17 protein-coding genes and 2 tRNA genes are annotated in these 22,478 nt (G+C 51.3%); 1 reads left to right on the top strand and 18 read right to left on the bottom strand.

Annotated features, from left to right (window positions below):
- Nucleotides 1-46 precede the first annotated feature (46 nt).
- The 12 genes from mtr to E0D98_RS01675 form a co-directional block, all read right to left on the bottom strand.
- Nucleotides 47-1,291 carry a tryptophan permease gene (gene mtr / locus E0D98_RS01730; protein ID WP_000224340.1) on the bottom strand — a complete coding sequence of 415 codons (1,245 nt, stop codon included), beginning with the start codon at nucleotides 1,289-1,291 and terminating at the stop codon, nucleotides 47-49.
- A gap of 153 nt (nucleotides 1,292-1,444) precedes the next feature.
- Nucleotides 1,445-3,334, bottom strand: coding sequence for an ATP-dependent RNA helicase DeaD (gene deaD / locus E0D98_RS01725; protein ID WP_001295553.1), 1,890 nt, complete (start codon nucleotides 3,332-3,334; stop codon nucleotides 1,445-1,447).
- Nucleotides 3,327-3,407 (bottom strand): protein YrbN, encoded by an 81-nt coding sequence (yrbN, locus tag E0D98_RS01720; protein ID WP_010723222.1) that lies wholly within the window; start codon nucleotides 3,405-3,407, stop codon nucleotides 3,327-3,329. The genes deaD and yrbN overlap by 8 nt, the downstream gene beginning before the upstream one ends.
- A gap of 106 nt (nucleotides 3,408-3,513) precedes the next feature.
- Nucleotides 3,514-4,398, bottom strand: a complete 885-nt coding sequence (gene nlpI, locus E0D98_RS01715; protein ID WP_000802080.1) for a lipoprotein NlpI — start codon at nucleotides 4,396-4,398, stop codon at nucleotides 3,514-3,516.
- Nucleotides 4,399-4,506: 108 nt separating this feature from the next.
- The gene (gene pnp / locus E0D98_RS01710; RefSeq protein WP_001298740.1) at nucleotides 4,507-6,642 is read right to left on the bottom strand and encodes a polyribonucleotide nucleotidyltransferase; all 2,136 of its coding nucleotides are present in this window, start codon (nucleotides 6,640-6,642) and stop codon (nucleotides 4,507-4,509) included.
- Nucleotides 6,643-6,888: 246 nt separating this feature from the next.
- A complete protein-coding gene (gene rpsO / locus E0D98_RS01705) occupies nucleotides 6,889-7,158 on the bottom strand; it encodes a 30S ribosomal protein S15 (RefSeq protein WP_000059466.1) in 270 nt (89 codons plus the stop codon).
- A 148-nt stretch (nucleotides 7,159-7,306) separates the two neighbouring features.
- Nucleotides 7,307-8,251, bottom strand: a complete 945-nt coding sequence (gene truB / locus E0D98_RS01700) for a tRNA pseudouridine(55) synthase TruB (RefSeq protein WP_000089698.1) — start codon at nucleotides 8,249-8,251, stop codon at nucleotides 7,307-7,309.
- Nucleotides 8,251-8,652: a 30S ribosome-binding factor RbfA gene (gene rbfA, locus E0D98_RS01695; RefSeq protein ID WP_001040205.1), complete on the bottom strand. Its 402-nt coding sequence runs from the start codon at nucleotides 8,650-8,652 to the stop codon at nucleotides 8,251-8,253. The genes truB and rbfA overlap by 1 nt, the downstream gene beginning before the upstream one ends.
- Before the next feature lie 163 nt (nucleotides 8,653-8,815).
- Complete coding sequence (infB, locus tag E0D98_RS01690; RefSeq protein WP_000133044.1) at nucleotides 8,816-11,488, bottom strand: translation initiation factor IF-2; 2,673 nt, start codon at nucleotides 11,486-11,488, stop codon at nucleotides 8,816-8,818.
- A 24-nt stretch (nucleotides 11,489-11,512) separates the two neighbouring features.
- The gene (gene nusA / locus E0D98_RS01685) at nucleotides 11,513-13,000 is read right to left on the bottom strand and encodes a transcription termination factor NusA (RefSeq protein ID WP_001031057.1); all 1,488 of its coding nucleotides are present in this window, start codon (nucleotides 12,998-13,000) and stop codon (nucleotides 11,513-11,515) included.
- 27 nt (nucleotides 13,001-13,027) lie between these two features.
- Nucleotides 13,028-13,480: a ribosome maturation factor RimP gene (gene rimP, locus E0D98_RS01680; RefSeq protein WP_001300397.1), complete on the bottom strand. Its 453-nt coding sequence runs from the start codon at nucleotides 13,478-13,480 to the stop codon at nucleotides 13,028-13,030.
- 206 nt (nucleotides 13,481-13,686) lie between these two features.
- Nucleotides 13,687-13,763: transfer RNA gene (locus E0D98_RS01675), tRNA-Met, on the bottom strand.
- A gap of 347 nt (nucleotides 13,764-14,110) precedes the next feature.
- Here E0D98_RS01675 and argG point away from each other — a divergent pair.
- Nucleotides 14,111-15,454 (top strand): argininosuccinate synthase, encoded by a 1,344-nt coding sequence (gene argG / locus E0D98_RS01670; RefSeq protein WP_000207685.1) that lies wholly within the window; start codon nucleotides 14,111-14,113, stop codon nucleotides 15,452-15,454.
- A gap of 7 nt (nucleotides 15,455-15,461) precedes the next feature.
- On the opposite strand, the gene E0D98_RS01665 is transcribed toward argG, so the two are convergent.
- The 6 genes from E0D98_RS01665 to ftsH form a co-directional block, all read right to left on the bottom strand.
- Entirely contained in the window at nucleotides 15,462-17,087 is a 1,626-nt protein-coding gene (locus tag E0D98_RS01665; protein ID WP_131890469.1) for a phosphoethanolamine transferase, read from the bottom strand.
- 458 nt (nucleotides 17,088-17,545) lie between these two features.
- Nucleotides 17,546-17,632, bottom strand: a tRNA-Leu gene (locus E0D98_RS01660).
- Between the two features lie 14 nt (nucleotides 17,633-17,646).
- On the bottom strand, nucleotides 17,647-17,979 hold the full coding sequence (secG, locus tag E0D98_RS01655) for a preprotein translocase subunit SecG (protein WP_001297427.1): 333 nt from the start codon (nucleotides 17,977-17,979) through the stop codon (nucleotides 17,647-17,649).
- A 227-nt stretch (nucleotides 17,980-18,206) separates the two neighbouring features.
- Nucleotides 18,207-19,544, bottom strand: a complete 1,338-nt coding sequence (gene glmM, locus E0D98_RS01650; protein ID WP_000071134.1) for a phosphoglucosamine mutase — start codon at nucleotides 19,542-19,544, stop codon at nucleotides 18,207-18,209.
- Nucleotides 19,537-20,385 (bottom strand): dihydropteroate synthase, encoded by an 849-nt coding sequence (gene folP, locus E0D98_RS01645; protein ID WP_000764731.1) that lies wholly within the window; start codon nucleotides 20,383-20,385, stop codon nucleotides 19,537-19,539. The genes glmM and folP overlap by 8 nt, the downstream gene beginning before the upstream one ends.
- Before the next feature lie 89 nt (nucleotides 20,386-20,474).
- A complete protein-coding gene (ftsH, locus tag E0D98_RS01640) occupies nucleotides 20,475-22,409 on the bottom strand; it encodes an ATP-dependent zinc metalloprotease FtsH (RefSeq protein WP_001107467.1) in 1,935 nt (644 codons plus the stop codon).
- Nucleotides 22,410-22,478 lie beyond the last annotated feature (69 nt).

Here is a 22,478-nt window from a genome sequence, read left to right as displayed (position 1 = left end):
TCAGGCATTGTGTAGGCAGCAGAAATGTCGGATAAGGCACCGCTGATTACTGATACACCGGCAGTAAATTAAAGCTCGATAAAATATGGACCAGTGCGTTGCCAACGCCAAACACCAGAATCAGCGTAATCATCGGCTTGCCGCCCCAGACGCGGAATTTCGGGCTGCCAAAGCGTTTACGCGATGCGCGGGCTAACAGCGCCGGAACAATTGCCGCCCAGATGGTAGCTGCTAAACCAGCATAACCAATGGCGTACAGGAATCCGTTCGGGAACAGTAGACCACCCACAACAGGCGGGGCAAAGGTCAGCAATGCCGTTTTCAAGCGCCCCAGGGCTGAGTCATCGAAACCAAACAGATCTGCCAGATAGTCAAACAAACCCAGCGTTACGCCAAGGAACGAACTCGCTACCGCAAAGTTTGAGAACACGACCAGCAGAAGGTCCAGGCTACGGCTGTTCAGCACGCCGCTTAATGCCTGTACCAGCACATCAATATTACCGCCCTTCTCTGCAATACCGATAAACTCCGGACGCGGGATGTTACCCATCGTCGCCAGCAACCAGATGGTATACAGCGCCAGTGCCATCAGCGTACCGTACACCAGGCATTTCACGATGGTTTTCGGATCTTTGCCGTAATACTTCATCAGGCTTGGCACGTTACCGTGATAACCAAACGACGCCAGGCAGAACGGCAATGTCATCAGCAGATACGGCGCATAAGATGCATTGCTTTCTGCAACGTTGAACAATGTCGCAGGCTGCACATGCCCCAACAGGCTGCCAAAGGTGAGGAAGAAGGTAATGACTTTCGCCCCCAGCACAATCGCCGTCATGCGGCTGACGGCCTTAGTACTCAACCACACCACAAACGCTACCAGCAGTGCAAAACCAAAACCCGCCGCCCGTGCCGGGACGTTTAGCGACATCTCTGCGAAGGTGTGATGCAGAATTGAACCACTGGCAGAAATATAGGCATAGGTCAGGATATAGAGCACAAAGGCAATGGAAATACCGTTGACCACGTTCCAGCCTTTGCCCAGCAAATCTTTGGTGATGGTGTCAAAACTCGAACCGATTCGGTAATTCAGGTTAGCTTCCAGAATCATCAAGCCGGAATGCAGCATACAGAACCAGGTAAAGATCAGCGCCGCCATTGACCAGAAAAACCACGCCCCGGACATGACCACTGGCAGAGAAAACATCCCTGCGCCAATAATGGTGCCGCCGATAATCACCACGCCGCCAAGCAGCGACGGTGACGTTTGGGTGGTGGTTAGTGTTGCCATGAGGGCTTCTCTCCAGTGAAAAATAGTGCGACTGCGTTGTTATGCATTGCACTGTACCAGTACACGAGTACAAAAGACAGAAAAAAAGCCCCGATGGTAAAAATCGGGGCTGTATATATTATTTTACAGATTGTGTTCGCTGTTCAGCGATGATTACGCATCACCACCGAAACGACGACGACCGGTAGAGTCATCACGACGCGGAGCGCGGCCTTCACGACGTTCGCCGCTAAAACGACGACCATCACCACGGCCACCTTCACGGCGTTCACCGCTGAAGTTACGACCGCCTTCACGACGTTCGCCACCGAAACCACGACCACCGCCACGACGCTCACCGCCAGTATGCGGCTGTGCATCGCCCAGTAACTGCATGTTCATCGGCTTGTTGAGAATGCGAGTGCGCGTAAAGTGTTGCAGCACTTCACCCGGCATACCTTTCGGCAGTTCGATGGTGGAGTGAGAAGCAAACAGCTTGATGTTACCAATGTAACGGCTGCTGATGTCGCCTTCGTTAGCAATCGCACCAACGATATGACGAACTTCAACACCATCATCGCGGCCCACTTCAATGCGGTACAGCTGCATATCGCCAACATCACGACGTTCACGACGCGGACGATCTTCACGGTCACCACGCGGGCCACGGTCGTTACGATCGCGCGGACCACGGTCATCACGGTCACGGAATTCACGTTTCGGACGCATCGGCGCATCTGGCGGTACGATCAGAGTACGTTCACCCTGTGCCATTTTCAGCAGTGCCGCAGCCAGAGTTTCGAGATCCAGCTCTTCACCTTCTGCAGTCGGCTGAATTTTGCTCAGCAGTGCGCGGTATTGATCCAGATCGCTGCTTTCCAGCTGCTGCTGTACTTTAGCGGCGAATTTTTCCAGACGGCGTTTGCCCAGCAGTTCTGCGTTCGGCAGTTCTACTTCCGGAATAGTCAGCTTCATAGTACGTTCAATGTTGCGCAGCAGACGACGCTCGCGGTTCTCAACGAACAGCAGCGCGCGGCCAGCACGACCCGCACGACCGGTACGACCGATACGGTGAACGTAAGACTCAGAATCCATCGGGATATCGTAGTTAACTACCAGGCTGATACGCTCAACGTCCAGGCCACGGGCTGCAACGTCGGTCGCAATCAGGATGTCCAGACGACCATCTTTCAGGCGTTCCAGTGTCTGTTCACGAAGCGCCTGGTTCATGTCACCGTTCAGCGCGGCGCTGTTGTAGCCGTTACGCTCAAGAGCTTCAGCCACTTCCAGAGTCGCGTTTTTGGTACGAACGAAGATAATCGCCGCATCAAAATCTTCCGCTTCCAGGAAACGTACCAGTGCTTCGTTTTTGCGCATACCCCAGACAGTCCAGTAGCTCTGGCTGATGTCAGGACGGGTAGTCACGCTGGACTGAATGCGCACTTCCTGCGGCTCTTTCATAAAGCGGCGGGTAATGCGACGAATCGCTTCCGGCATGGTTGCAGAGAACAGAGCGGTCTGATGACCTTCCGGGATCTGCGCCATAATGGTTTCAACGTCTTCGATGAAGCCCATGCGCAGCATTTCGTCAGCTTCATCCAGAACCAGACCGCTCAGTTTAGAGAGGTCCAGAGTGCCACGTTTCAGGTGGTCCAGCAGACGGCCCGGAGTACCGACAACGATCTGCGGCCCCTGACGCAGGGCGCGTAATTGCACGTCATAACGCTGGCCGCCGTACAGAGCAACCACATTTACGCCGCGCATGTGTTTAGAGAAATCCGTCATTGCTTCAGCAACCTGTACCGCCAGTTCGCGGGTCGGTGCCAGCACCAGAATCTGTGGTGCTTTCAGCTCAGGATCAAGATTCTGCAACAGAGGTAAAGAGAATGCTGCAGTTTTTCCGCTCCCCGTCTGGGCCATACCCAGAACGTCGCGGCCATTCAGCAGATGTGGAATACACTCTGCCTGAATTGGAGATGGTTTTTCGTAACCCAGATCGTTAAGGGCTTCAAGGATAGGAGCCTTCAGGCCCAGATCTGCAAAAGTGGTTTCGAATTCAGCCATGTAGTACGTGTGCCTCAAAATTAATGGCGGCCAGTCTACATAACTCATCATGAAATTGATCAGCAATTTTCATTGAAAAGTGTGAACCGGCTCAAAGTAGGTGTATTAACGAACAACAACGCCCTCACCCGTTAAGGTGATGGCAATCAAAAAAGATTACGGGCTGATGTGTACGTCAGCTATTGCTGGTCCGATTCTGCCAGGTCATCTTGGTCCTGGCCCAGGAGCGATAATTCCAACAATGCGTATCGGTGCTCAACAAAGTTATGAACGTTGTTGGCAACCGCCAGTTTGAACAGTGCCGTGGCGCTGTCCAAATCCCCCAGACTTAGGTAGTACTTACCTAAATAGAAGTTGGTTTCACTGAGATGCTCAGCGAGCGAGGTGTTATCCGTTGCGTCCGCCTTGAGCCTTTCCATTAACGTTTGTTCGCTAATGTTGCCCAGGTAGAACTCGACAATGTTCCATCCCCACTGTTCCTTATCCGATTTTTCGAAGTGCTGTTTCAACACTTCTTTAGCCTGCTTCTCATCGAGCTTCTGCTCGGCGAGATAAAGCCACAGACTACGGAAAGGATCATTGGGATCGTCTTGATAAAACGCCAGCAGATCATCTTGCGCTAACTTGTCACGACCGCCGTAATATAATGCGATCCCGCGATTCAAGTGCGCGTAGTTGTAAGTTGGATCAAGCTCAAGTACAGAATCAAACGCTTCATAGGCAGCATCAAAATTGCCTGCCTGCGTTAAATATATGCCTAAGTAATTGAATACTTCAGGCATATCCGGTCGGATTGCCAGCGCTTGCGAAAAATCGTTACGCGCTAATGCCCTCAGACCGAGACTATCATACAACACTCCGCGCTCATATAAAAGCTGTGCGCGTTCGTCATCGGTTAAAGCCCGACTGGCAAGGATTTGTTCCATACGTGCCAGAATCACTTCCTGCTGTAAAGTCGGTTGCAATGGTACCGCGAGGACTTCACTTTTACGCCAGGAAGTATTACTGCATCCTGCAAGCGTAAGTGCTGTCGCAACGAAACACCAGCGCAAAAAAGGCTTCATTTCCCACTCCCGAAGACCACGGTTGAATGAACGTCCTGTTCCCGGTTGCTAACAAGGCGTCCTGCCCGGTTAAAAGCCCCCCGCCGCAGCGGAGGGCAAATGGCAACCTTACTCGCCCTGTTCAGCAGCCGGAGCTTCCGGTGCTGCAGCAGGTTGAGACTGCTCAGTCGCTTCTTTAATGCTCAGACGGATACGGCCCTGGCGATCAACTTCCAGAACTTTCACCGGTACTTCCTGACCCATCTGCAGGTAATCGGTCACTTTCTCAACGCGTTTGTCAGCGATTTGAGAGATGTGGACCAGACCTTCTTTACCGCCGCCGATGGCAACAAATGCGCCAAAGTCAACGATACGGGTCACTTTACCAGTGTAGACGCGGCCCACTTCGATTTCTGCAGTGATCTCTTCGATACGACGAATAGCATGTTTCGCTTTCTCGCCGTCGGTCGCTGCGATCTTCACAGTACCGTCATCTTCGATTTCGATGGTAGTGCCAGTTTCTTCGGTCAGGGCACGGATAACAGAGCCGCCTTTACCGATAACGTCTTTGATCTTATCCGGGTTGATCTTGATGGTATGGATACGCGGTGCGAACTCAGAGATATCGCCACGCGGCGCGTTGATCGCCTGTTCCATTACGCCCAGGATATGCAGACGCGCACCTTTAGCCTGGTTCAGCGCAACCTGCATGATCTCTTTGGTGATACCTTCAATTTTGATATCCATCTGCAGTGCAGAGATACCGTCGCGGGAACCTGCAACTTTGAAGTCCATATCGCCCAGATGATCTTCGTCGCCCAAAATGTCAGACAGTACAACGTAGTTGTCGCCTTCTTTCACCAGACCCATTGCGATACCCGCAACGGCAGCTTTGATTGGCACACCTGCGTCCATCAGCGCCAGAGACGCGCCGCACACGGAAGCCATAGAAGAAGAACCGTTGGATTCGGTGATTTCAGACACTACACGTACGGTGTACGGGAATTTGTCCATATCCGGCATGACTGCCAGCACGCCGCGCTTCGCCAGACGACCGTGACCAATTTCACGACGCTTCGGAGAACCGACCATGCCGGTTTCGCCTACGGAGTACGGAGGGAAGTTGTAGTGGAACAGGAAGGTATCGGTACGTTCGCCCATCAGTTCATCAAGAACCTGCGCGTCACGAGCGGTACCCAGCGTTGCAGTGACCAGTGCCTGCGTTTCACCGCGGGTGAACAGCGCAGAACCGTGAGTACGCGGCAGCACGCCAGTACGCACATCCAGACCACGGATCATATCTTTTTCACGACCGTCGATACGCGGTTCGCCTGCCAGTACGCGGCTACGAACAACGTTTTTCTCGATAGCGTGCAGAATTTCACCCAGTTCGTTTTCGTCCAGGGTTTCGTCTTCAGCAAGCAGCGTCGCGATGGTTTCAGATTTGATGACATCAACCTGCGCATAACGCTCTTGTTTGTCGGTGATGCGGTAAGCATCGCTCAGGCGAGCTTCAGCCAGTGCAGCAACGCGCGCGTTCAGCGCTTCGTTTACCGGCTCCGGCTGCCAGTCCCAACGTGGTTTACCGGCTTCTTTCACCAGTTCATTGATGTTCTGAATAACAACCTGCTGTTGTTCATGACCGAACACTACTGCGCCCAGCATCTGGTCTTCGCTCAGCAGTTCAGCTTCAGATTCAACCATCAGAACAGCGGCTTCAGTACCGGCAACAACCAGATCCAGTTTGCTCTCTTTCAGCTCGTCCTGAGTCGGGTTCAGTACGTACTGGTCATTGATGTAACCTACGCGAGCAGCACCAATCGGACCATTGAACGGAATACCAGACAGAGACAGTGCTGCGGAAGCACCAATCATCGCGACGATATCCGGGTTAACTTGCGGGTTAACAGAAACCACGGTGGCGATAACCTGAACTTCGTTGACGAAGCCTTCCGGGAACAGCGGGCGAATCGGGCGGTCAATCAGACGCGCGATCAGGGTTTCGCCTTCGCTTGGGCGGCCTTCACGACGGAAGAAGCTACCCGGGATACGACCAGCAGCGTAGGTACGCTCCTGATAGTTAACGGTCAGTGGGAAGAAGTCCTGACCTGGTTTGGCTTTTTTCTGGCCAACAACGGTAACAAATACCGCGGTGTCATCCATGCTAACCATAACAGCGGCAGTAGCCTGACGAGCCATCATGCCGGTTTCCAGAGTCACGGTGTGTTGGCCGTACTGGAATTTACGAACGATCGGATTAAGCAATGTAATATCCTTTCTCTTTCTTAGACAGTACCTTACGGCACTGGTGTTAATACCCGATCTTCTGCGCATCCTCGCGACTAATGACAACCCTAACCCAGCTCTATGTGGGTAAAGCCTCTCATTAGCCGCGCGAACCTCTGCAACGGAAGATCATTCATAGCAACAATACATTAGTTTCCAGTGAATTGCTGCCGTCAGCTTGAAAAAAGGGGCCACTCAGGCCCCCTTTTCTGAAACTCGCAAGAATTAGCGACGCAGACCCAGGCGCTCGATGAGCTGGGTGTAACGTGCTACGTCTTTACGTTTCAGGTAGTCGAGCAGTTTACGACGCTGAGAAACCATGCGCAGCAGACCACGACGGCTGTGGTGATCTTTTTTGTGCTCTGCAAAGTGGCCCTGCAGGTGGTTGATCTGTGCAGTCAGCAGTGCTACCTGAACTTCGGTAGAACCGGTGTCGTTTGCGTCACGACCAAACTCAGAAACGATTTTAGCTGTTGCTTCAGTACTTAGAGACATTTTAAAACTCCAAAGTATATAGAATGAAAGGACGCCGATCTCTAATTCAGCGATCCCAGTGTACGTTACGCAAAGTGTTAAACAATTTACGCGACGTTAAGCGGCAGTATTCTACTCGTAGCGACCTGTTATCGCAAGACGGTTAACATTACGCCGGGTATTCAACCACCAGGCGACGAGGCGCAACGCGGCCTTCATCGTCAATTTCGCCCATACCGATAAATTTGCCGTTCTCACCTTCTGTAACGCGAACCAGTCCTTCCAGCGGCGCACCGGATGTACGAACTGGGTTACCATTTTTGAAGTAAACAGAAGACGTTAACGGAAGATTCACCACCGGGTAGTCCGAAGCTGGACTGTCCATTGGCATCAGTAATGGATCAAGTAACTCCGCAGCCGGAATATCCTGCTGTTCGGCTTGTTCGACCAGTTCACGCAGATGTTCCAGGGTCACCATCCGTTCAACCGGATATTTACTTACCGCCAGACGACGCAGGTAAATAACATGCGCGCCACAACCGAGTTTTTCACCCAGGTCATCAATGATGGTGCGGATATAAGTGCCTTTTGAGCAGTGAATTTCCAGCTCCAGCTCATTGCCTTCGTGGCGAATAAACAGCAATTCATAAACGGTAATCGGGCGCGCTTCACGCGGTACTTCAATGCCCTGACGCGCATATTCGTACAGTTTTTTACCCTGATATTTCAGTGCTGAATACATCGAAGGGATCTGTTCGATATCGCCACGGAAAGTATCCAGCGCCGCCGCCAGTTGCTCTGCGCTAAAGGTTACCGGACGTTCTTCAACGATTTGTCCGTCGGCATCAGAAGTATCGGTACGCTGTCCAAGACGCGCAATGACCCGATAGCGTTTGTCGGAGTCCAGCAGATACTGGGAAAACTTCGTCGCTTCCCCGAGGCAAATTGGCAACATGCCAGTTGCCAGCGGGTCCAGCGCACCGGTATGCCCGGCACGGTTGGCGTTATAAATCCGTTTCACTTTTTGCAGCGCATCATTGCTGGACATACCCTGCGGTTTATCCAGCAACAAAACGCCGTTAATGTCGCGACCGCGACGACGAGGACGACTCATTAGTCCTCCTTGCTGTCGTCCGGGTTAACACGACGTTCTTCGTCATGTTTGACCACGCTGGTCACCAGGTTTGACATGCGCATCCCTTCAACCAGAGAGTTGTCGTAGAAGAAGGTCAGTTCCGGCACGATACGCAGGCGCATCGCTTTCCCCAGCAGGCTGCGGATGAAACCAGAAGCTTCTTGCAACGCTTTGATGCCCGCTTTAACCGCGTCTTCATCTTTGTCGTTGAGGAACGTCACATATACTTTGGCATACGCCAGGTCGCGAGACATTTCGACACCGGAAACGGTGGTCATCATGCCCAGGCGAGGATCTTTAATTTCACGCTGCAGGATGAGAGCGATCTCTTTTTGCATTTCCTGCGCTACGCGCTGCGGGCGACCAAATTCTTTCGCCATAATAAATTCTCCTGACAAAAAAGGGGCTGTTAGCCCCTTTTTAAAATTAATTTCAGGTGGAAGGGCTGTTCACGTTGGCCTGATAAGACGCGCCAGCGTCGCATCAGGCAATCCATGCAGGATGTGGCGTAAACGCCTTATCCCGCATGGAACCCTAAAAACCTTAAGCGATGGTACGTTGGATTTCGATGATTTCGAATACTTCGATCACATCGCCAGTGCGGACGTCGTTGTAGTTCTTAACGCCGATACCACATTCCATACCGTTACGGACTTCGTTAACGTCATCTTTGAAGCGGCGCAGGGACTCCAGCTCGCCTTCGTAGATAACCACGTTGTCACGCAGAACGCGGATCGGGTTGTGACGTTTAACCACACCTTCGGTAACCATACAGCCTGCGATGGCACCAAATTTCGGTGATTTGAACACGTCACGAACTTCCGCCAGACCGATAATCTGCTGTTTCAGTTCCGGAGACAGCATACCGCTCATCGCCGCTTTCACTTCGTCAATCAGGTTATAGATGACGGAGTAGTAACGCAGATCCAGGCTTTCCGCTTCAATCACTTTACGTGCAGAGGCATCAGCACGTACGTTGAAGCCAACCAGGATGGCGTTGGACGCCGCAGCCAGGGTGGCGTCGGTTTCGGTGATACCACCTACGCCAGAACCGATGATCTTCACTTTAACTTCGTCAGTAGACAGTTTCAGCAAGGAGTCGGAGATCGCTTCCACAGAACCCTGTACGTCTGCCTTCAGGACGATGTTCACTTCGTGAACTTCGCCTTCGGTCATGTTGGCGAACATGTTCTCGAGTTTAGATTTCTGCTGACGCGCCAGTTTAACTTCGCGGAATTTACCCTGACGATACAGTGCAACTTCACGCGCTTTCTTCTCGTCACGTACAACGGTAACTTCATCACCCGCAGCCGGTACGCCGGACAGGCCGAGGATTTCCACCGGAATGGACGGACCCGCTTCCAGCACTTCCTGACCCAGTTCGTTACGCATCGCACGAACACGACCGTATTCGAAGCCACACAGAACGATATCGCCCTTGTGCAGAGTACCTTCACGTACCAGAACGGTAGCAACCGGACCACGACCTTTATCGAGGAAGGATTCGATAACCGCACCGCTCGCCATACCTTTACGTACCGCTTTCAGCTCCAGAACTTCCGCCTGCAGCAGGATAGCGTCCAGCAGTTCATCGATACCAGTACCCGCTTTCGCAGACACATGTACGAACTGGCTTTCACCGCCCCACTCTTCCGGCAGGATGCCGTACTGGGAGAGTTCGTTCTTAACGCGATCCGGATCGGCTTCTGGTTTATCGATCTTGTTCACTGCAACGACCACCGGAACCTGCGCCGCTTTCGCGTGCTGGATTGCTTCGATCGTCTGCGGCATTACGCCGTCGTCGGCAGCAACAACCAGGACTACGATGTCCGTTGCCTGCGCACCACGAGCACGCATTGAAGTAAACGCGGCGTGCCCTGGGGTGTCCAGGAAGGTGATCATGCCGTTTTCAGTTTCAACGTGGTATGCACCAATGTGCTGGGTAATGCCGCCCGCTTCGCCAGAGGCCACTTTCGTTGAACGAATGTAGTCCAGCAGAGAGGTCTTACCGTGGTCAACGTGACCCATGATGGTCACAACCGGCGCGCGCGGTTCAGCCGCAGCACCCGTGTCACGGTCGCTCATTACCGCCTCTTCCAGCTCGTTTTCACGACGCAGGATAACTTTATGGCCCATCTCTTCAGCAACCAGCTGTGCGGTTTCCTGATCGATAACCTGGTTGATGGTTGCCATTGCGCCCAGTTTCATCATCGCTTTGATGACCTGAGAGCCTTTAACCGCCATCTTGTTCGCCAGTTCGCCAACGGTGATAGTTTCGCCGATCACAACGTCACGGTTAACGGCCTGAGCAGGCTTCTGGAAGCCTTGCTGCAGGGAAGAACCTTTACGTTTTCCGCCTTTACCGCCACGTACTGCTGCGCGTGCTTCTTCACGATCAGCTTTTGATTCAGCGTGTTTGTTACCTTTCTTCGGACGCGCTGCTTTCGCGTTACGACCACGGCCACGGCCGCCTTCGACTTCACGATCGCTTTCGTCTTCGGCCTGGCGAGCATGTTGAGAAGTAGTGACGTGATAATCGCTGGAATCTTCAGTCGGTTCCGCGTTATCAGTCCATTTGTTTTCTTCCGCCATACGACGTGCTTCTTCAGCAACGCGACGTGCTTCTTCTTCGAGTTTACGACGCGCTTCTTCTTCAGCTTTACGCTTGAGCTCTGCAGCTTCCTGCTCACGGCGGGCTTTTTCAGCCTGGGCGTTTTTAGTCATATCGTCTTGTTGATTGCTCACTTTGTCTTTTTCCGCAGCTTCACGTTTCGCTTGTTCAGCAGCTTCACGCTTAGCTTGTTCTGCGGCCTCACGTTCAGCTTTTTGTTGCGCCTCGCGTTTAGCCGATTCTTCTGCCTCACGACGGGCTTGCTCTTCCGCTTCACGCTGCGCTTGCTCTTCCGCTGCAAGGCGTTCAGCCTCTTGCGGATCGCGTTTCACAAAGGTGCGTTTCTTGCGGACTTCGATTTGTACCGATTTGCTTTTTCCACCGGTACCAGGAATGTTAAGGGTGCTGCGCGTTTTACGCTGCAGCGTCAATTTGTCCGGGCCTGAATTTTTCTGATTCAGGTGGTCAATCAAAGTCTGTTTCTCTTGTGCAGACACAGAGTCGTCAGCAGACTTCCGGATACCTGCATCAGCAAATTGCTGTACCAGGCGTTCCACGGAGGTCTGTCGCTCTGCGGCCAGCGTTTTAATCGTTACATCTGTCATGCTGTTCCTTCCTGCTACAGTTTATTACGCTTCGTCACCGAACCAGCAAATATTACGGGCAGCCATAATCAGTGCTCCGGCTTTTTCGTCGGTCAACCCTTCGATATCAGCCAGATCATCAATGCCCTGTTCGGCGAGATCTTCCAGCGTACAAACGCCACGGGCGGCCAGTTTGAATGCCAAATCACGATCTACCCCTTCAAGGTTCAGCAGATCGTCAGCCGGTTTGTTATCACCGAGGCTTTCTTCCTGGGCCTGTGCAATGGTGGCCAGTGCATTTTTAGCACGCTCGCGCAGTGCTTCAACGGTCGGCTCATCAAGGCCTTCGATTTCCAACAGCTCTTTCATCGGCACATAGGCCAGTTCTTCCAGCGTCGAGAAGCCTTCTTCTACCAGAACAGTCGCGAAGTCTTCGTCGATGTCGAGATATTTGGTGAAGGTGTCGATCGCTGCGTGCGCTTCCGCCTGATGCTTAGCCTGCAGGTCGTCAACGGTCATCACGTTGAGTTCCCAACCGCTCAGCTGCGAAGCCAGACGCACGTTCTGACCGTTACGGCCAATCGCCTGCGCCAGGTTACCGGCTTCAACGGCGATATCCATGGTGTGTTTATCTTCATCCACCACGATAGAAGCAACGTCTGCCGGTGCCATTGCGTTAATCACAAACTGCGCCGGGTTATCATCCCACAGGACGATATCGATACGCTCGCCGCCCAGTTCAGTAGAAACCGCCTGAACACGCGCGCCACGCATACCTACACAGGCACCTACCGGATCGATACGTTTATCGTTGGTTTTCACCGCGATTTTCGCACGAGAACCCGGATCGCGAGCCGCTGCTTTAATTTCAATCACTTCTTCGCCGATTTCTGGCACTTCAATACGGAACAGTTCGATCAGCATTTCCGGCTTGGAACGAGTGACGAACAGTTGCGCGCCACGCGCTTCCGGGCGAACGGAATAGAGCACGCCACGAACGCGGTCGCCAGGGCGGAAGTTTTCACGCGGCAGCATATCTTCGCGCAGGATCACGGCTTCAGCATTGTTGCCCAGATCCAGAGAGATGTTGTCGCGGTTTACTTTTTTCACCACGCCGGTGATGATTTCACCTTCGTGTTCACGGAACTGATCAACCACCATCGCACGTTCGGCTTCACGCACTTTCTGCACGATAACCTGTTTTGCCGTCTGGGTAGTGATACGGTCAAAGGTAACAGACTCAATCTGATCTTCAACGTAATCGCCCAGGTTCAGGCTTTCATCTTCATAACGTGCGGCTTCAAGGGTGATTTCCTTGGTCGGCTGGGTGACTTCATCAACAACTAACCAGCGACGGAAGGTGTCAAAATCACCGCTTTTGCGATCGATCTGTACGCGGACGTCGATCTCTTGTTCATATTTTTTCTTTGTTGCTGTCGCCAGCGCGCTTTCCAATGCTTCGAAAATCTTCTCGCGAGGTAGCGCCTTTTCATTGGATACGGCTTCAACTACAGCCAAAATTTCTTTGTTCATCGCGGGCTTTTCACCTCATCCAGACTATTAAAAGTGGGGAACCAGGTTCGCCTTCTGGATATTACTCAGCGCGAACACTTCATCTTTACCTTCGACGGTAACTGTGATCATTTCACCGTCTACCGCTTTGATAACGCCCTGCCATTTACGACGGTTTTGTACCGCCATACGGAGAACCAGAGTCACCTCTTCTCCGACAAAACGGGCGTAGTGTTCAGCCGTGAACAGTGGGCGATCGAGACCCGGTGAGGAGACTTCCAGGTTATAAGCAACGGTGATGGGATCTTCAACATCCAGCACAGCACTTACCTGGTGGCTCACATCAGCACAATCATCAACATTGATGCCATCTTCACTATCAATATAGATGCGCAGTGTGGATGTGCGACCGCGAATAAATTCGATGCCAACCAGTTCAAAACCCAGGGCCTCAACTGGCGCAGTAATCATCTCTGTTAATTTTTGCTCTAATGTGGACAAGCCCACCCCCAAGACATAAAAAAAGGGCTTAAAGCCCAGTTATTCTGTAGTCAGATAACAAAAAACCCCGATAAATCGGGGCTTTATATAACTGAACCCTATAACCGCAACTGCGGTCTGGAGCACTTTCCAGAAGGATTTTTTCAAATCCCACTACGAAGGCCGAAGTCTTCACAGTATATTTGAAAAAGGACTCTAAGGGAAAGTGGTTGCGGGGGCCGGATTTGAACCGACGACCTTCGGGTTATGAGCCCGACGAGCTACCAGGCTGCTCCACCCCGCGCCTGAAACGTGGCAAATTCTACTCGTTTTGGGTAAAAGATGCAAATACTGCTGGGATTTGGTGTACCGAGACGGGACGTAAAATCTGCAGGCATTATAGTGATCCATGCCACATTTTGTCAACGTTTATTGCTAATCACGTGAATGAATATCCAATTCACTTTCATTTGTTGAATACTTTTGCCTTCTCCTGCTCTCCCTTAAGCGCATTATTTTACAAAAAACACACTAAACTCTTCCTGTCTCCGATAAAAGATGATTAAATGAAAACTCATTTATTTTGCATAAAAATTCAGCGAGAGCGGAAATCCAGGCTCATCATCAGTTAATTAAGCAGGGTGTTATTTTATGACGACGATTCTCAAGCATCTCCCGGTAGGTCAACGTATTGGTATCGCTTTTTCTGGCGGTCTGGACACCAGTGCCGCACTGCTGTGGATGCGACAAAAGGGAGCGGTTCCTTATGCATATACTGCAAACCTGGGCCAGCCAGACGAAGAGGATTATGATGCGATCCCTCGTCGTGCCATGGAATACGGCGCGGAGAACGCACGTCTGATCGACTGCCGCAAACAACTGGTGGCCGAAGGTATTGCCGCTATTCAGTGTGGCGCATTTCATAACACCACCGGCGGCCTGACCTATTTCAACACGACGCCGCTGGGCCGCGCCGTGACTGGTACCATGCTGGTTGCTGCGATGAAAGAAGATGGCGTGAATATCTGGGGTGACGGTAGCACCTATAAAGGAAACGATATCGAACGTTTCTATCGTTATGGTCTGCTGACCAATGCTGAACTGCAGATTTACAAACCGTGGCTTGATACTGACTTTATTGATGAACTGGGCGGCCGTCATGAGATGTCTGAATTTATGATTGCCTGCGGTTTCGACTACAAAATGTCTGTCGAAAAAGCCTACTCCACAGACTCCAACATGCTTGGTGCAACGCATGAAGCGAAGGATCTGGAATACCTCAACTCCAGCGTCAAAATCGTCAACCCGATTATGGGCGTGAAATTCTGGGATGAGAGCGTGAAGATCCCGGCAGAAGAAGTCACAGTACGCTTTGAGCAAGGTCATCCGGTGGCGCTGAACGGTAAAACCTTTAGCGACGACGTAGAAATGATGCTGGAAGCTAACCGCATCGGCGGTCGTCACGGCCTGGGCATGAGCGACCAGATTGAGAACCGTATCATCGAAGCGAAAAGCCGTGGTATTTACGAAGCTCCGGGGATGGCACTGCTGCACATTGCGTATGAACGTCTGTTGACCGGTATTCACAACGAAGACACCATTGAGCAGTATCACGCGCATGGTCGTCAGTTGGGCCGTCTGCTGTACCAGGGGCGTTGGTTTGACTCCCAGGCGCTGATGCTGCGTGACTCTCTGCAACGCTGGGTTGCCAGCCAGATCACTGGTGAAGTTACCCTGGAGCTGCGCCGTGGGAACGATTATTCAATCCTGAATACCGTCTCAGAGAACCTGACCTACAAGCCAGAGCGTCTGACGATGGAAAAAGGCGACTCGGTGTTCTCGCCAGATGATCGTATTGGTCAATTGACCATGCGTAATCTGGATATCACTGATACCCGAGAGAAACTTTTTGGTTATGCCAAAACTGGCCTGCTCTCCTCCTCTGCCACTTCAGGCGTGCCGCAGGTGGAGAATATGGAAAACAAAGGCCAGTAATTCGACATCAACCCTGCCCTTCAGGGGTGGGGTTACCTTGCTTATCCTCTGTAAACTCCTTTCTGAGCATCACATAATCGAAAACATCATGGTTTGCATCCACAACCCGTGAGTCTCCTTTATAGTGTGCAATCACTTCCTCAAGCGTTTGCGGCTGTTCCGGCTTTGTTACCCCCATCCACGCATTAATAAGGTAATTATTGTAAGCTGTCGAAAAGATGTTGTTTTCCGTTGTGCGATCCACGCCATCCCCAAGAACGGGGCTATACCAGATAAACATCGGGACATGATATGCCTGCTGGCTAGCCTCCCTGCCTCCATGAAAATAGACGTTCTTCTTCGTAGGGTCACGTTCCAGGCCGTGGTCGGCAAAATACATGACCGAGGCGCGGCGATCTTTTAATAATTCAAAAACCTGACCTAGCAAACTATCTGTGTAATGAATGGAGTTGTCATAGCAGGCATCCTGATCGTCCTGCGGTTGAAACACGGCGCTGGATTGCGGATAGGCGCTACAAGCCGGTTCATGGCTTCCATTTAAATGAAGAACAATCAGTTTCTTTTGCTGCGTATTTTGCTGTAATGCTTGCGATAAATGCGGCAACAACAATTCATCAAATCCTCTGACATAAACTGTTTCCATGGCGCGCATGGCGATACTGGTAACTGCTGTACCATTCTGCCGAAAAGCGGATTGCGAGCTTAGCCAGAAAGTCTGAAATCCTGCTTGATTAGCCATATTAATAATGTTGTCGGGGTAATTATGAATGTCATGACTCAAAACAGAATCAGCAGTTAAAGAAAGGGGAACCGACAGCGCAGTGTAAGGTGCGCCGCTTATTGCTTGATTAAACAGTTTGATCTGTTTTCTTTGTGCTTCAACTTGCGGTGTCGTAGAGCGTGTATATCCATACAAAGACATATTGTCGACACGTACAGACTTCCCCACAATCAACACGTAGGTATCAATACCTGTATCCCTGACTGATAATTGAAAATACGGCACCGTGTTTGCAATTGAGAGTAATCTTTGATGCTCTTTCGCTGCTAAAGCAAAATAGTTGAGATTGAAAAACGGCGTATAGGTAGCAAATCGCGACGCTAGTATATATGGACTGAACGCTTTTTTATTTTTTGCATCTTTATAAGCAAATTGACAAGCGGAAAATAAACTGCCCGAAATGACAATCAGCAATAATATTCCTGTCACTTTTTTTGTCGGCAAGGAAACATCATATTTTATTATTACTGCCAAAAAAAGAAGGGATAAAAAAGCAAAGGCACATAGATAAGGGATATACATCCCCAGCATTTTGACAACTTCATCCGGATCACTCTGGAGCACACTAATCGCAAATCCATCATTGAAAGTTGTACCAAAGGTACACCATGAATAGAGGCTAATACTCATGTCTGCCGCAGTCAGTAACACAAATGGTGCGGCAACAAGCAGGCGAAGCGGAAGGGATGATATACGTTTTACAACCAGGATGGTCAGGACGAAGAACAGCAATCGCTGAACCATATGCGCGCCGGAAGAGGCGACTAAGTTCGTAATACCAAAAACAATAACACAAAGATACAACAACCAATGAGATTTAAAACTTCTAGCAAATTTGTTGAATACTGTCATCCAGAAATCCAAGTTCACAACCAATATAAACAATTATCAACAATGTTCAATTTTATATCAGACATGTTTTTCAACTCTGATCCATATCAGACCGAAACACTGTTAGTTTTTTCTTTTTAAATGATGCGGCCATTGCGTTCTCAGTAATTAAATAACATTATCAATGCGTATCTAAACATTACGCAGAACGTAGCCATCAGTAGTTATACTGACAGGAGCAGGATGGTTTATCGAGAAGTAAACATATCCGTATTCGTACCGGAACTGGAGTTGACACAATAAAGTGCCAATTATGTCAGCAGAAGGGAAAAGTTTATAACTAAGGCGTACCGGCACCATCGTTTCAAGGTACCAGCTACGAGTAAAGCAACTGGACGAGATACAGATACCTGACAACCATTCCTCAGACCAGGACCAAAACGAAAAAAGACGCTTTTCAGCGTCTCTTTTCTGGAATTTGGTACCGAGGACGGGACTTGAACCCGTAAGCCCTATTGGGCACTACCACCTCAAGGTAGCGTGTCTACCAATTCCACCACCTCGGCACGGATACTACTTTTTAGTTCGGGATATCGCTGGTCGGCTTAGCCGGAGCAGCTGGTTGAGTTTGTTCGGTTTTCACCGGTGCACTCAGATTTTCCCATTCGCTACCTTTATTGGTTTTGTTGCTATTGATGTTACCCAGCACCAGACTGATGATGAAGAATAACGTTGCCAGCAGCGCCGTCATGCGGGTCATGAAGTTACCAGAACCACTTGAACCAAACAGCGTAGCGGAAGCGCCTGCTCCGAAGGAGGCTCCCATATCAGCGCCTTTACCTTGCTGCAGCATGATCAGACCAACAAGGCCAATTGCCACAATAAGGAAAACTACTAAAAGAGCTTCGTACATAATCAACCTGTTCCTTGCGGAGTTGCCGCGTACCAATGCTTCAACCAATAAAGCGGGAGTTTTTAATCTTTCCCACTGAAGCGGGTGTGAATACTAACCAAAGCGAATGACCTTCGCAAGGGCAATTTTATCGCATTGTATCAACTGCGGAAAAAAACAGCAAAACCGATGTGTTCGCTGAGAAAAAAGGCGACAATCGCCGCCTTTTTAGCCAGTTATCTAACGCTTTAAACGGCTTTTACTGCATCGGCGATGCGGTGTGCAAATTCAGTCACCTGCGCTTCGTCTTCGCCTTCCACCATCACGCGAATTAACGGTTCGGTGCCGGATTTACGCAGCAACACGCGTCCACGGTTGCCCAGCGCAGCTTCAACCTCTGCGGTCACGGCTTTAACTGACTCATGCTCAAGTGGATCGCCGCTACCTGCGGTGTAACGTACGTTAACCAGAATCTGCGGGAACATTTTCATGCCGCTGCAAAGGTCATGCAGGCTCATATGGTTACGTGCCATCGCCGCCAGCACCTGCAAGCCAGCAACGATGCCGTCACCGGTAGTAGTTTTATCCAGTAGGATCACATGACCGGAATTCTCTGCACCGATACGCCAGCCTTTCTCCTGCATTTTTTCCAGTACGTAGCGGTCACCCACTTTCGCGCGCGCAAATGGAATTCCTAACTGTTTCAGCGCCAGTTCAAGCCCCATGTTGCTCATCAATGTACCCACAGCGCCACCACGCAGCTGGCCCTGACGAAGACCTTCACGCGCGATGATATACATGATCTGATCGCCATCGACTTTATTGCCTTCATGGTCAACCATAATCACGCGATCGCCATCGCCGTCGAAGGCAATACCGAGATCCGCTTTTTCAGCCAGCACACGAGCCTGGAGCGCGCGAACGTCGGTAGCCCCCACTTCGGCATTGATGTTTACACCGTTTGGCTCACAACCGATAGCGATAACGTTCGCCCCCAGTTCGCGCAGCACGTTCGGCGCGATGTGATAAGTCGCACCGTTTGCACAATCCACCACAATCTTCAGTTCACTGAGGCTAAGTTCGTTCGGGAACGTGGCTTTGCAAAACTCGATATAGCGACCCGCGGCATCAACGATACGGCTGGCTTTACCCAGTTCTGCCGAATCAACGCAGCTGATCTCCTTTTCCATTTCCGCTTCGATGGCCTCTTCTACCGCATCCGGCAGTTTGGTGCCGTCGATAGAGAAGAATTTAATGCCATTATCGTAGAACGGGTTATGCGATGCAGATATCACAATTCCGGCCTCTGCGCGGAAGGTACGCGTCAGATAAGCCACGGCCGGTGTTGGCATCGGGCCAGTGAAGAGTGCGGAAAGGCCCGCTGCCGCCAGACCCGCTTCCAGTGCTGACTCCAGCATATAGCCAGAAATACGCGTGTCTTTACCAATAATAATCTTACGGGAGCCGTGGCGCGCCAGCACTTTACCCGCGGCCCAACCCAGCTTAAGCACAAAATCAGGTGTGATCGGCGCATCCCCTACACGACCACGAATCCCATCGGTACCGAAATATTTACGATTACTCATAGCGTTTGTTTTCCTTTGCAGACAGAGTGGCTTCCACCACCCGCATCGCTTCTACGGTTTCTTTGACGTCATGAACACGAATGATGTGCGCGCCTTGCATTGCGGCAATGACCGCACAGGCCAGACTACCGCTCAGGCGCTCGGACGGCCCCACGTTCAGCAGCTGCCCAATCATCGATTTTCGTGACATACCCACCAACAGCGGCAGGTTGAAATGGTGAAATTCAGCCAGGCGCGCCAGTAATGAATAGTTATGGGAGAGATTTTTACCGAAACCGAATCCGGGGTCGAGCAACAATTTCTCTTTTGCGATACCCGCCTGCTCGCAACGTGCTATTTGCTCAATAAAGTAGCGATTCACTTCTGCAAAGACATCGTCATACTTCGGAGCTTCCTGCATGGTTTTTGGATTTCCCTGCATATGCATCAGACAAACCGGTAAACCGGTTTCTGCAGCCGCCTCCAGAGCGCCAGGTTCGGAAAGGGAGCGGATATCATTAATAATGTGAGCGCCAACTTTCGCTGACTCACGGATGACTTCTGGTTTGGATGTATCGACCGAGATCCAGACTTCGAAGCGTTGAGCAATTGCCTCAACCACAGGAATAACACGTTGCAACTCTTCTTCAACGCTAACTTCCGCCGCCCCTGGGCGCGTGGACTCGCCACCAACGTCAATGATCGTCGCGCCAGCATTGATCATCAGATTCGCATGTTTCACCGCATCTATCAGCGAGTTATGCGTGCCACCATCCGAAAAGGAATCAGGCGTGACGTTGAGGATCCCCATTACGTGAGGATGGCTAAGGTCCAGTGAAGTACCCTGGGCAAAGAGTTTCATGATGTTATCCCTGGTATGAATTGATAAGAAAAAACCCCGGAGCACGCCCCGGGGTTTTCGGTACAAATACAGTCATCTGATGCGGGAACTTACTTGTCGCCTAACTGCTCTGACATGGTGTTACCCGGGTTCGGCGTACGCGGTTCATCAACCGGACGAGGAGCCTTTGGACTACCATTGTCGCCAGAATTGTTAGAAGCGCCTGGTTCTTCCCAGCCCGCTGGCGGACGTACATCGCGACGTGCCATCAGGTCATCAATCTGCGGTGCGTCGATAGTCTCATATTTCATGAGAGCATCTTTCATCGCATGCAGAATATCCATATTGTCGGTCAGAAGCTGACGCGCACGATTATAGTTACGCTCAATCAGTGCTTTCACTTCCTGGTCGATGATACGTGCAGTTTCATCGGACATATGTTTCGCTTTCGCTACGCTACGGCCGAGGAATACTTCACCTTCTTCTTCCGCGTACAGCAGTGGACCCAATTTCTCAGAGAAGCCCCACTGGGTCACCATGTTACGTGCCAGATTGGTCGCAACTTTAATATCGTTGGACGCACCGGTAGAAACATGTTCCGGCCCATAGATGATCTCTTCTGCCAGACGACCACCGTACAGCGTAGAAATCTGGCTTTCCAGTTTCTGACGGCTGGCGCTGATTGCGTCGCCCTCAGGCAAGAAGAAAGTCACACCCAGCGCACGACCGCGTGGGATAATCGTCACTTTGTGCACCGGATCGTGTTCCGGCACCAGGCGACCGATAATCGCATGACCCGCTTCGTGGTAAGCCGTTGATTCTTTCTGCGCTTCCGTCATCACCATGGAGCGACGTTCCGCACCCATCATGATTTTGTCTTTCGCTTTCTCGAACTCAACCATCGACACAACGCGTTTGTTGCCACGAGCAGCGAACAGTGCCGCTTCGTTCACCAGGTTCGCCAGGTCAGCACCGGAGAAACCAGGAGTACCACGGGCAATGATTGCCGCGTCGATATCGGGGGCCAATGGTACGCGACGCATGTGAACTTTCAGGATCTGCTCACGACCGCGAACATCTGGCAAGCCGACCACAACCTGACGGTCGAAACGGCCAGGACGCAGCAGGGCCGGGTCGAGAACGTCCGGACGGTTAGTCGCGGCGATAACGATGATACCTTCGTTACCTTCGAAGCCATCCATCTCAACCAGCATCTGGTTCAGAGTCTGTTCACGTTCATCGTGACCACCGCCCAGACCAGCGCCACGCTGGCGGCCTACGGCGTCGATTTCATCGATAAAGATGATGCACGGTGCCGCTTTCTTCGCCTGTTCGAACATGTCACGAACACGGGATGCACCCACACCGACGAACATTTCTACGAAGTCAGAACCGGAGATAGTAAAGAACGGAACTTTCGCTTCGCCTGCAATCGCTTTCGCCAGCAGCGTTTTACCGGTACCCGGAGGACCGACCATCAGGACGCCTTTCGGGATCTTACCGCCGAGTTTCTGGAAGCGGCTCGGCTCGCGCAGATACTCTACCAGTTCAGCAACTTCTTCTTTTGCTTCGTCGCAGCCCGCAACGTCAGCAAAGGTCGTTTTGATCTGATCTTCCGTCAGCATGCGCGCTTTGCTCTTACCAAACGACATGGCACCTTTGCCACCGCCGCCCTGCATTTGACGCATGAAGAAGATCCAGACACCAATCAGCAACAGCATCGGGAACCAGGAGATGAAGATAGAAGCCAGCAGGCTTGGTTCTTCAGGCGGTTCACCGACAACCTTGACGTTCTTGGTCAACAGGTTATCCAGTAATTTCGGATCCTGAACCGGAATGTAAGTGGTATAACGGTTACTATCTTTCTTGGTAACGTTGATTTCACGTCCGTTGATACGCGCTTCACGAACCTGGTCGTTATTGACCTCTTGTAGGAAGGTAGAGTAATCCACCTTACGGCCATTAGACTCGCTGGGCCCAAAGCTCTGGAATACTGACATCAGCACAACGGCAATGACCAGCCAGAGTATTAGGTTTTTCGCCATGTCACTCAAGGGATTAACCTCTTATTACAACTGTGTTAAAAACAGCGTCAGGATACTCTATATCCAGCA

Origin of the sequence: Escherichia sp. KCJ4928 (assembly GCF_004352695.1) — a bacterium.
GTDB lineage: Bacteria > Pseudomonadota > Gammaproteobacteria > Enterobacterales > Enterobacteriaceae > ECMA0423.
This window is presented reverse-complemented; position numbering and strand designations above follow the sequence as displayed.

What these genes read in the sequence shown, in the direction of transcription:
- mtr (WP_000224340.1), bottom strand. Translation starts at nt 1,291, where the DNA reads ATGGCAACACTAACCACCACCCAAACGTCACCGTCGCTGCTTGGCGGC.
- deaD (WP_001295553.1), bottom strand. Translation starts at nt 3,334, where the DNA reads ATGGCTGAATTCGAAACCACTTTTGCAGATCTGGGCCTGAAGGCTCCT.
- yrbN (WP_010723222.1), bottom strand. Translation starts at nt 3,407, where the DNA reads ATGAAAATTGCTGATCAATTTCATGATGAGTTATGTAGACTGGCCGCC.
- nlpI (WP_000802080.1), bottom strand. Translation starts at nt 4,398, where the DNA reads ATGAAGCCTTTTTTGCGCTGGTGTTTCGTTGCGACAGCACTTACGCTT.
- rpsO (WP_000059466.1), bottom strand. Translation starts at nt 7,158, where the DNA reads ATGTCTCTAAGTACTGAAGCAACAGCTAAAATCGTTTCTGAGTTTGGT.
- truB (WP_000089698.1), bottom strand. Translation starts at nt 8,251, where the DNA reads ATGAGTCGTCCTCGTCGTCGCGGTCGCGACATTAACGGCGTTTTGTTG.
- rbfA (WP_001040205.1), bottom strand. Translation starts at nt 8,652, where the DNA reads ATGGCGAAAGAATTTGGTCGCCCGCAGCGCGTAGCGCAGGAAATGCAA.
- infB (WP_000133044.1), bottom strand. Translation starts at nt 11,488, where the DNA reads ATGACAGATGTAACGATTAAAACGCTGGCCGCAGAGCGACAGACCTCC.
- nusA (WP_001031057.1), bottom strand. Translation starts at nt 13,000, where the DNA reads ATGAACAAAGAAATTTTGGCTGTAGTTGAAGCCGTATCCAATGAAAAG.
- argG (WP_000207685.1), top strand. Translation starts at nt 14,111, where the DNA reads ATGACGACGATTCTCAAGCATCTCCCGGTAGGTCAACGTATTGGTATC.
- E0D98_RS01665 (WP_131890469.1), bottom strand. Translation starts at nt 17,087, where the DNA reads ATGACAGTATTCAACAAATTTGCTAGAAGTTTTAAATCTCATTGGTTG.
- secG (WP_001297427.1), bottom strand. Translation starts at nt 17,979, where the DNA reads ATGTACGAAGCTCTTTTAGTAGTTTTCCTTATTGTGGCAATTGGCCTT.
- glmM (WP_000071134.1), bottom strand. Translation starts at nt 19,544, where the DNA reads ATGAGTAATCGTAAATATTTCGGTACCGATGGGATTCGTGGTCGTGTA.
- folP (WP_000764731.1), bottom strand. Translation starts at nt 20,385, where the DNA reads ATGAAACTCTTTGCCCAGGGTACTTCACTGGACCTTAGCCATCCTCAC.
- ftsH (WP_001107467.1), bottom strand. Translation starts at nt 22,409, where the DNA reads ATGGCGAAAAACCTAATACTCTGGCTGGTCATTGCCGTTGTGCTGATG.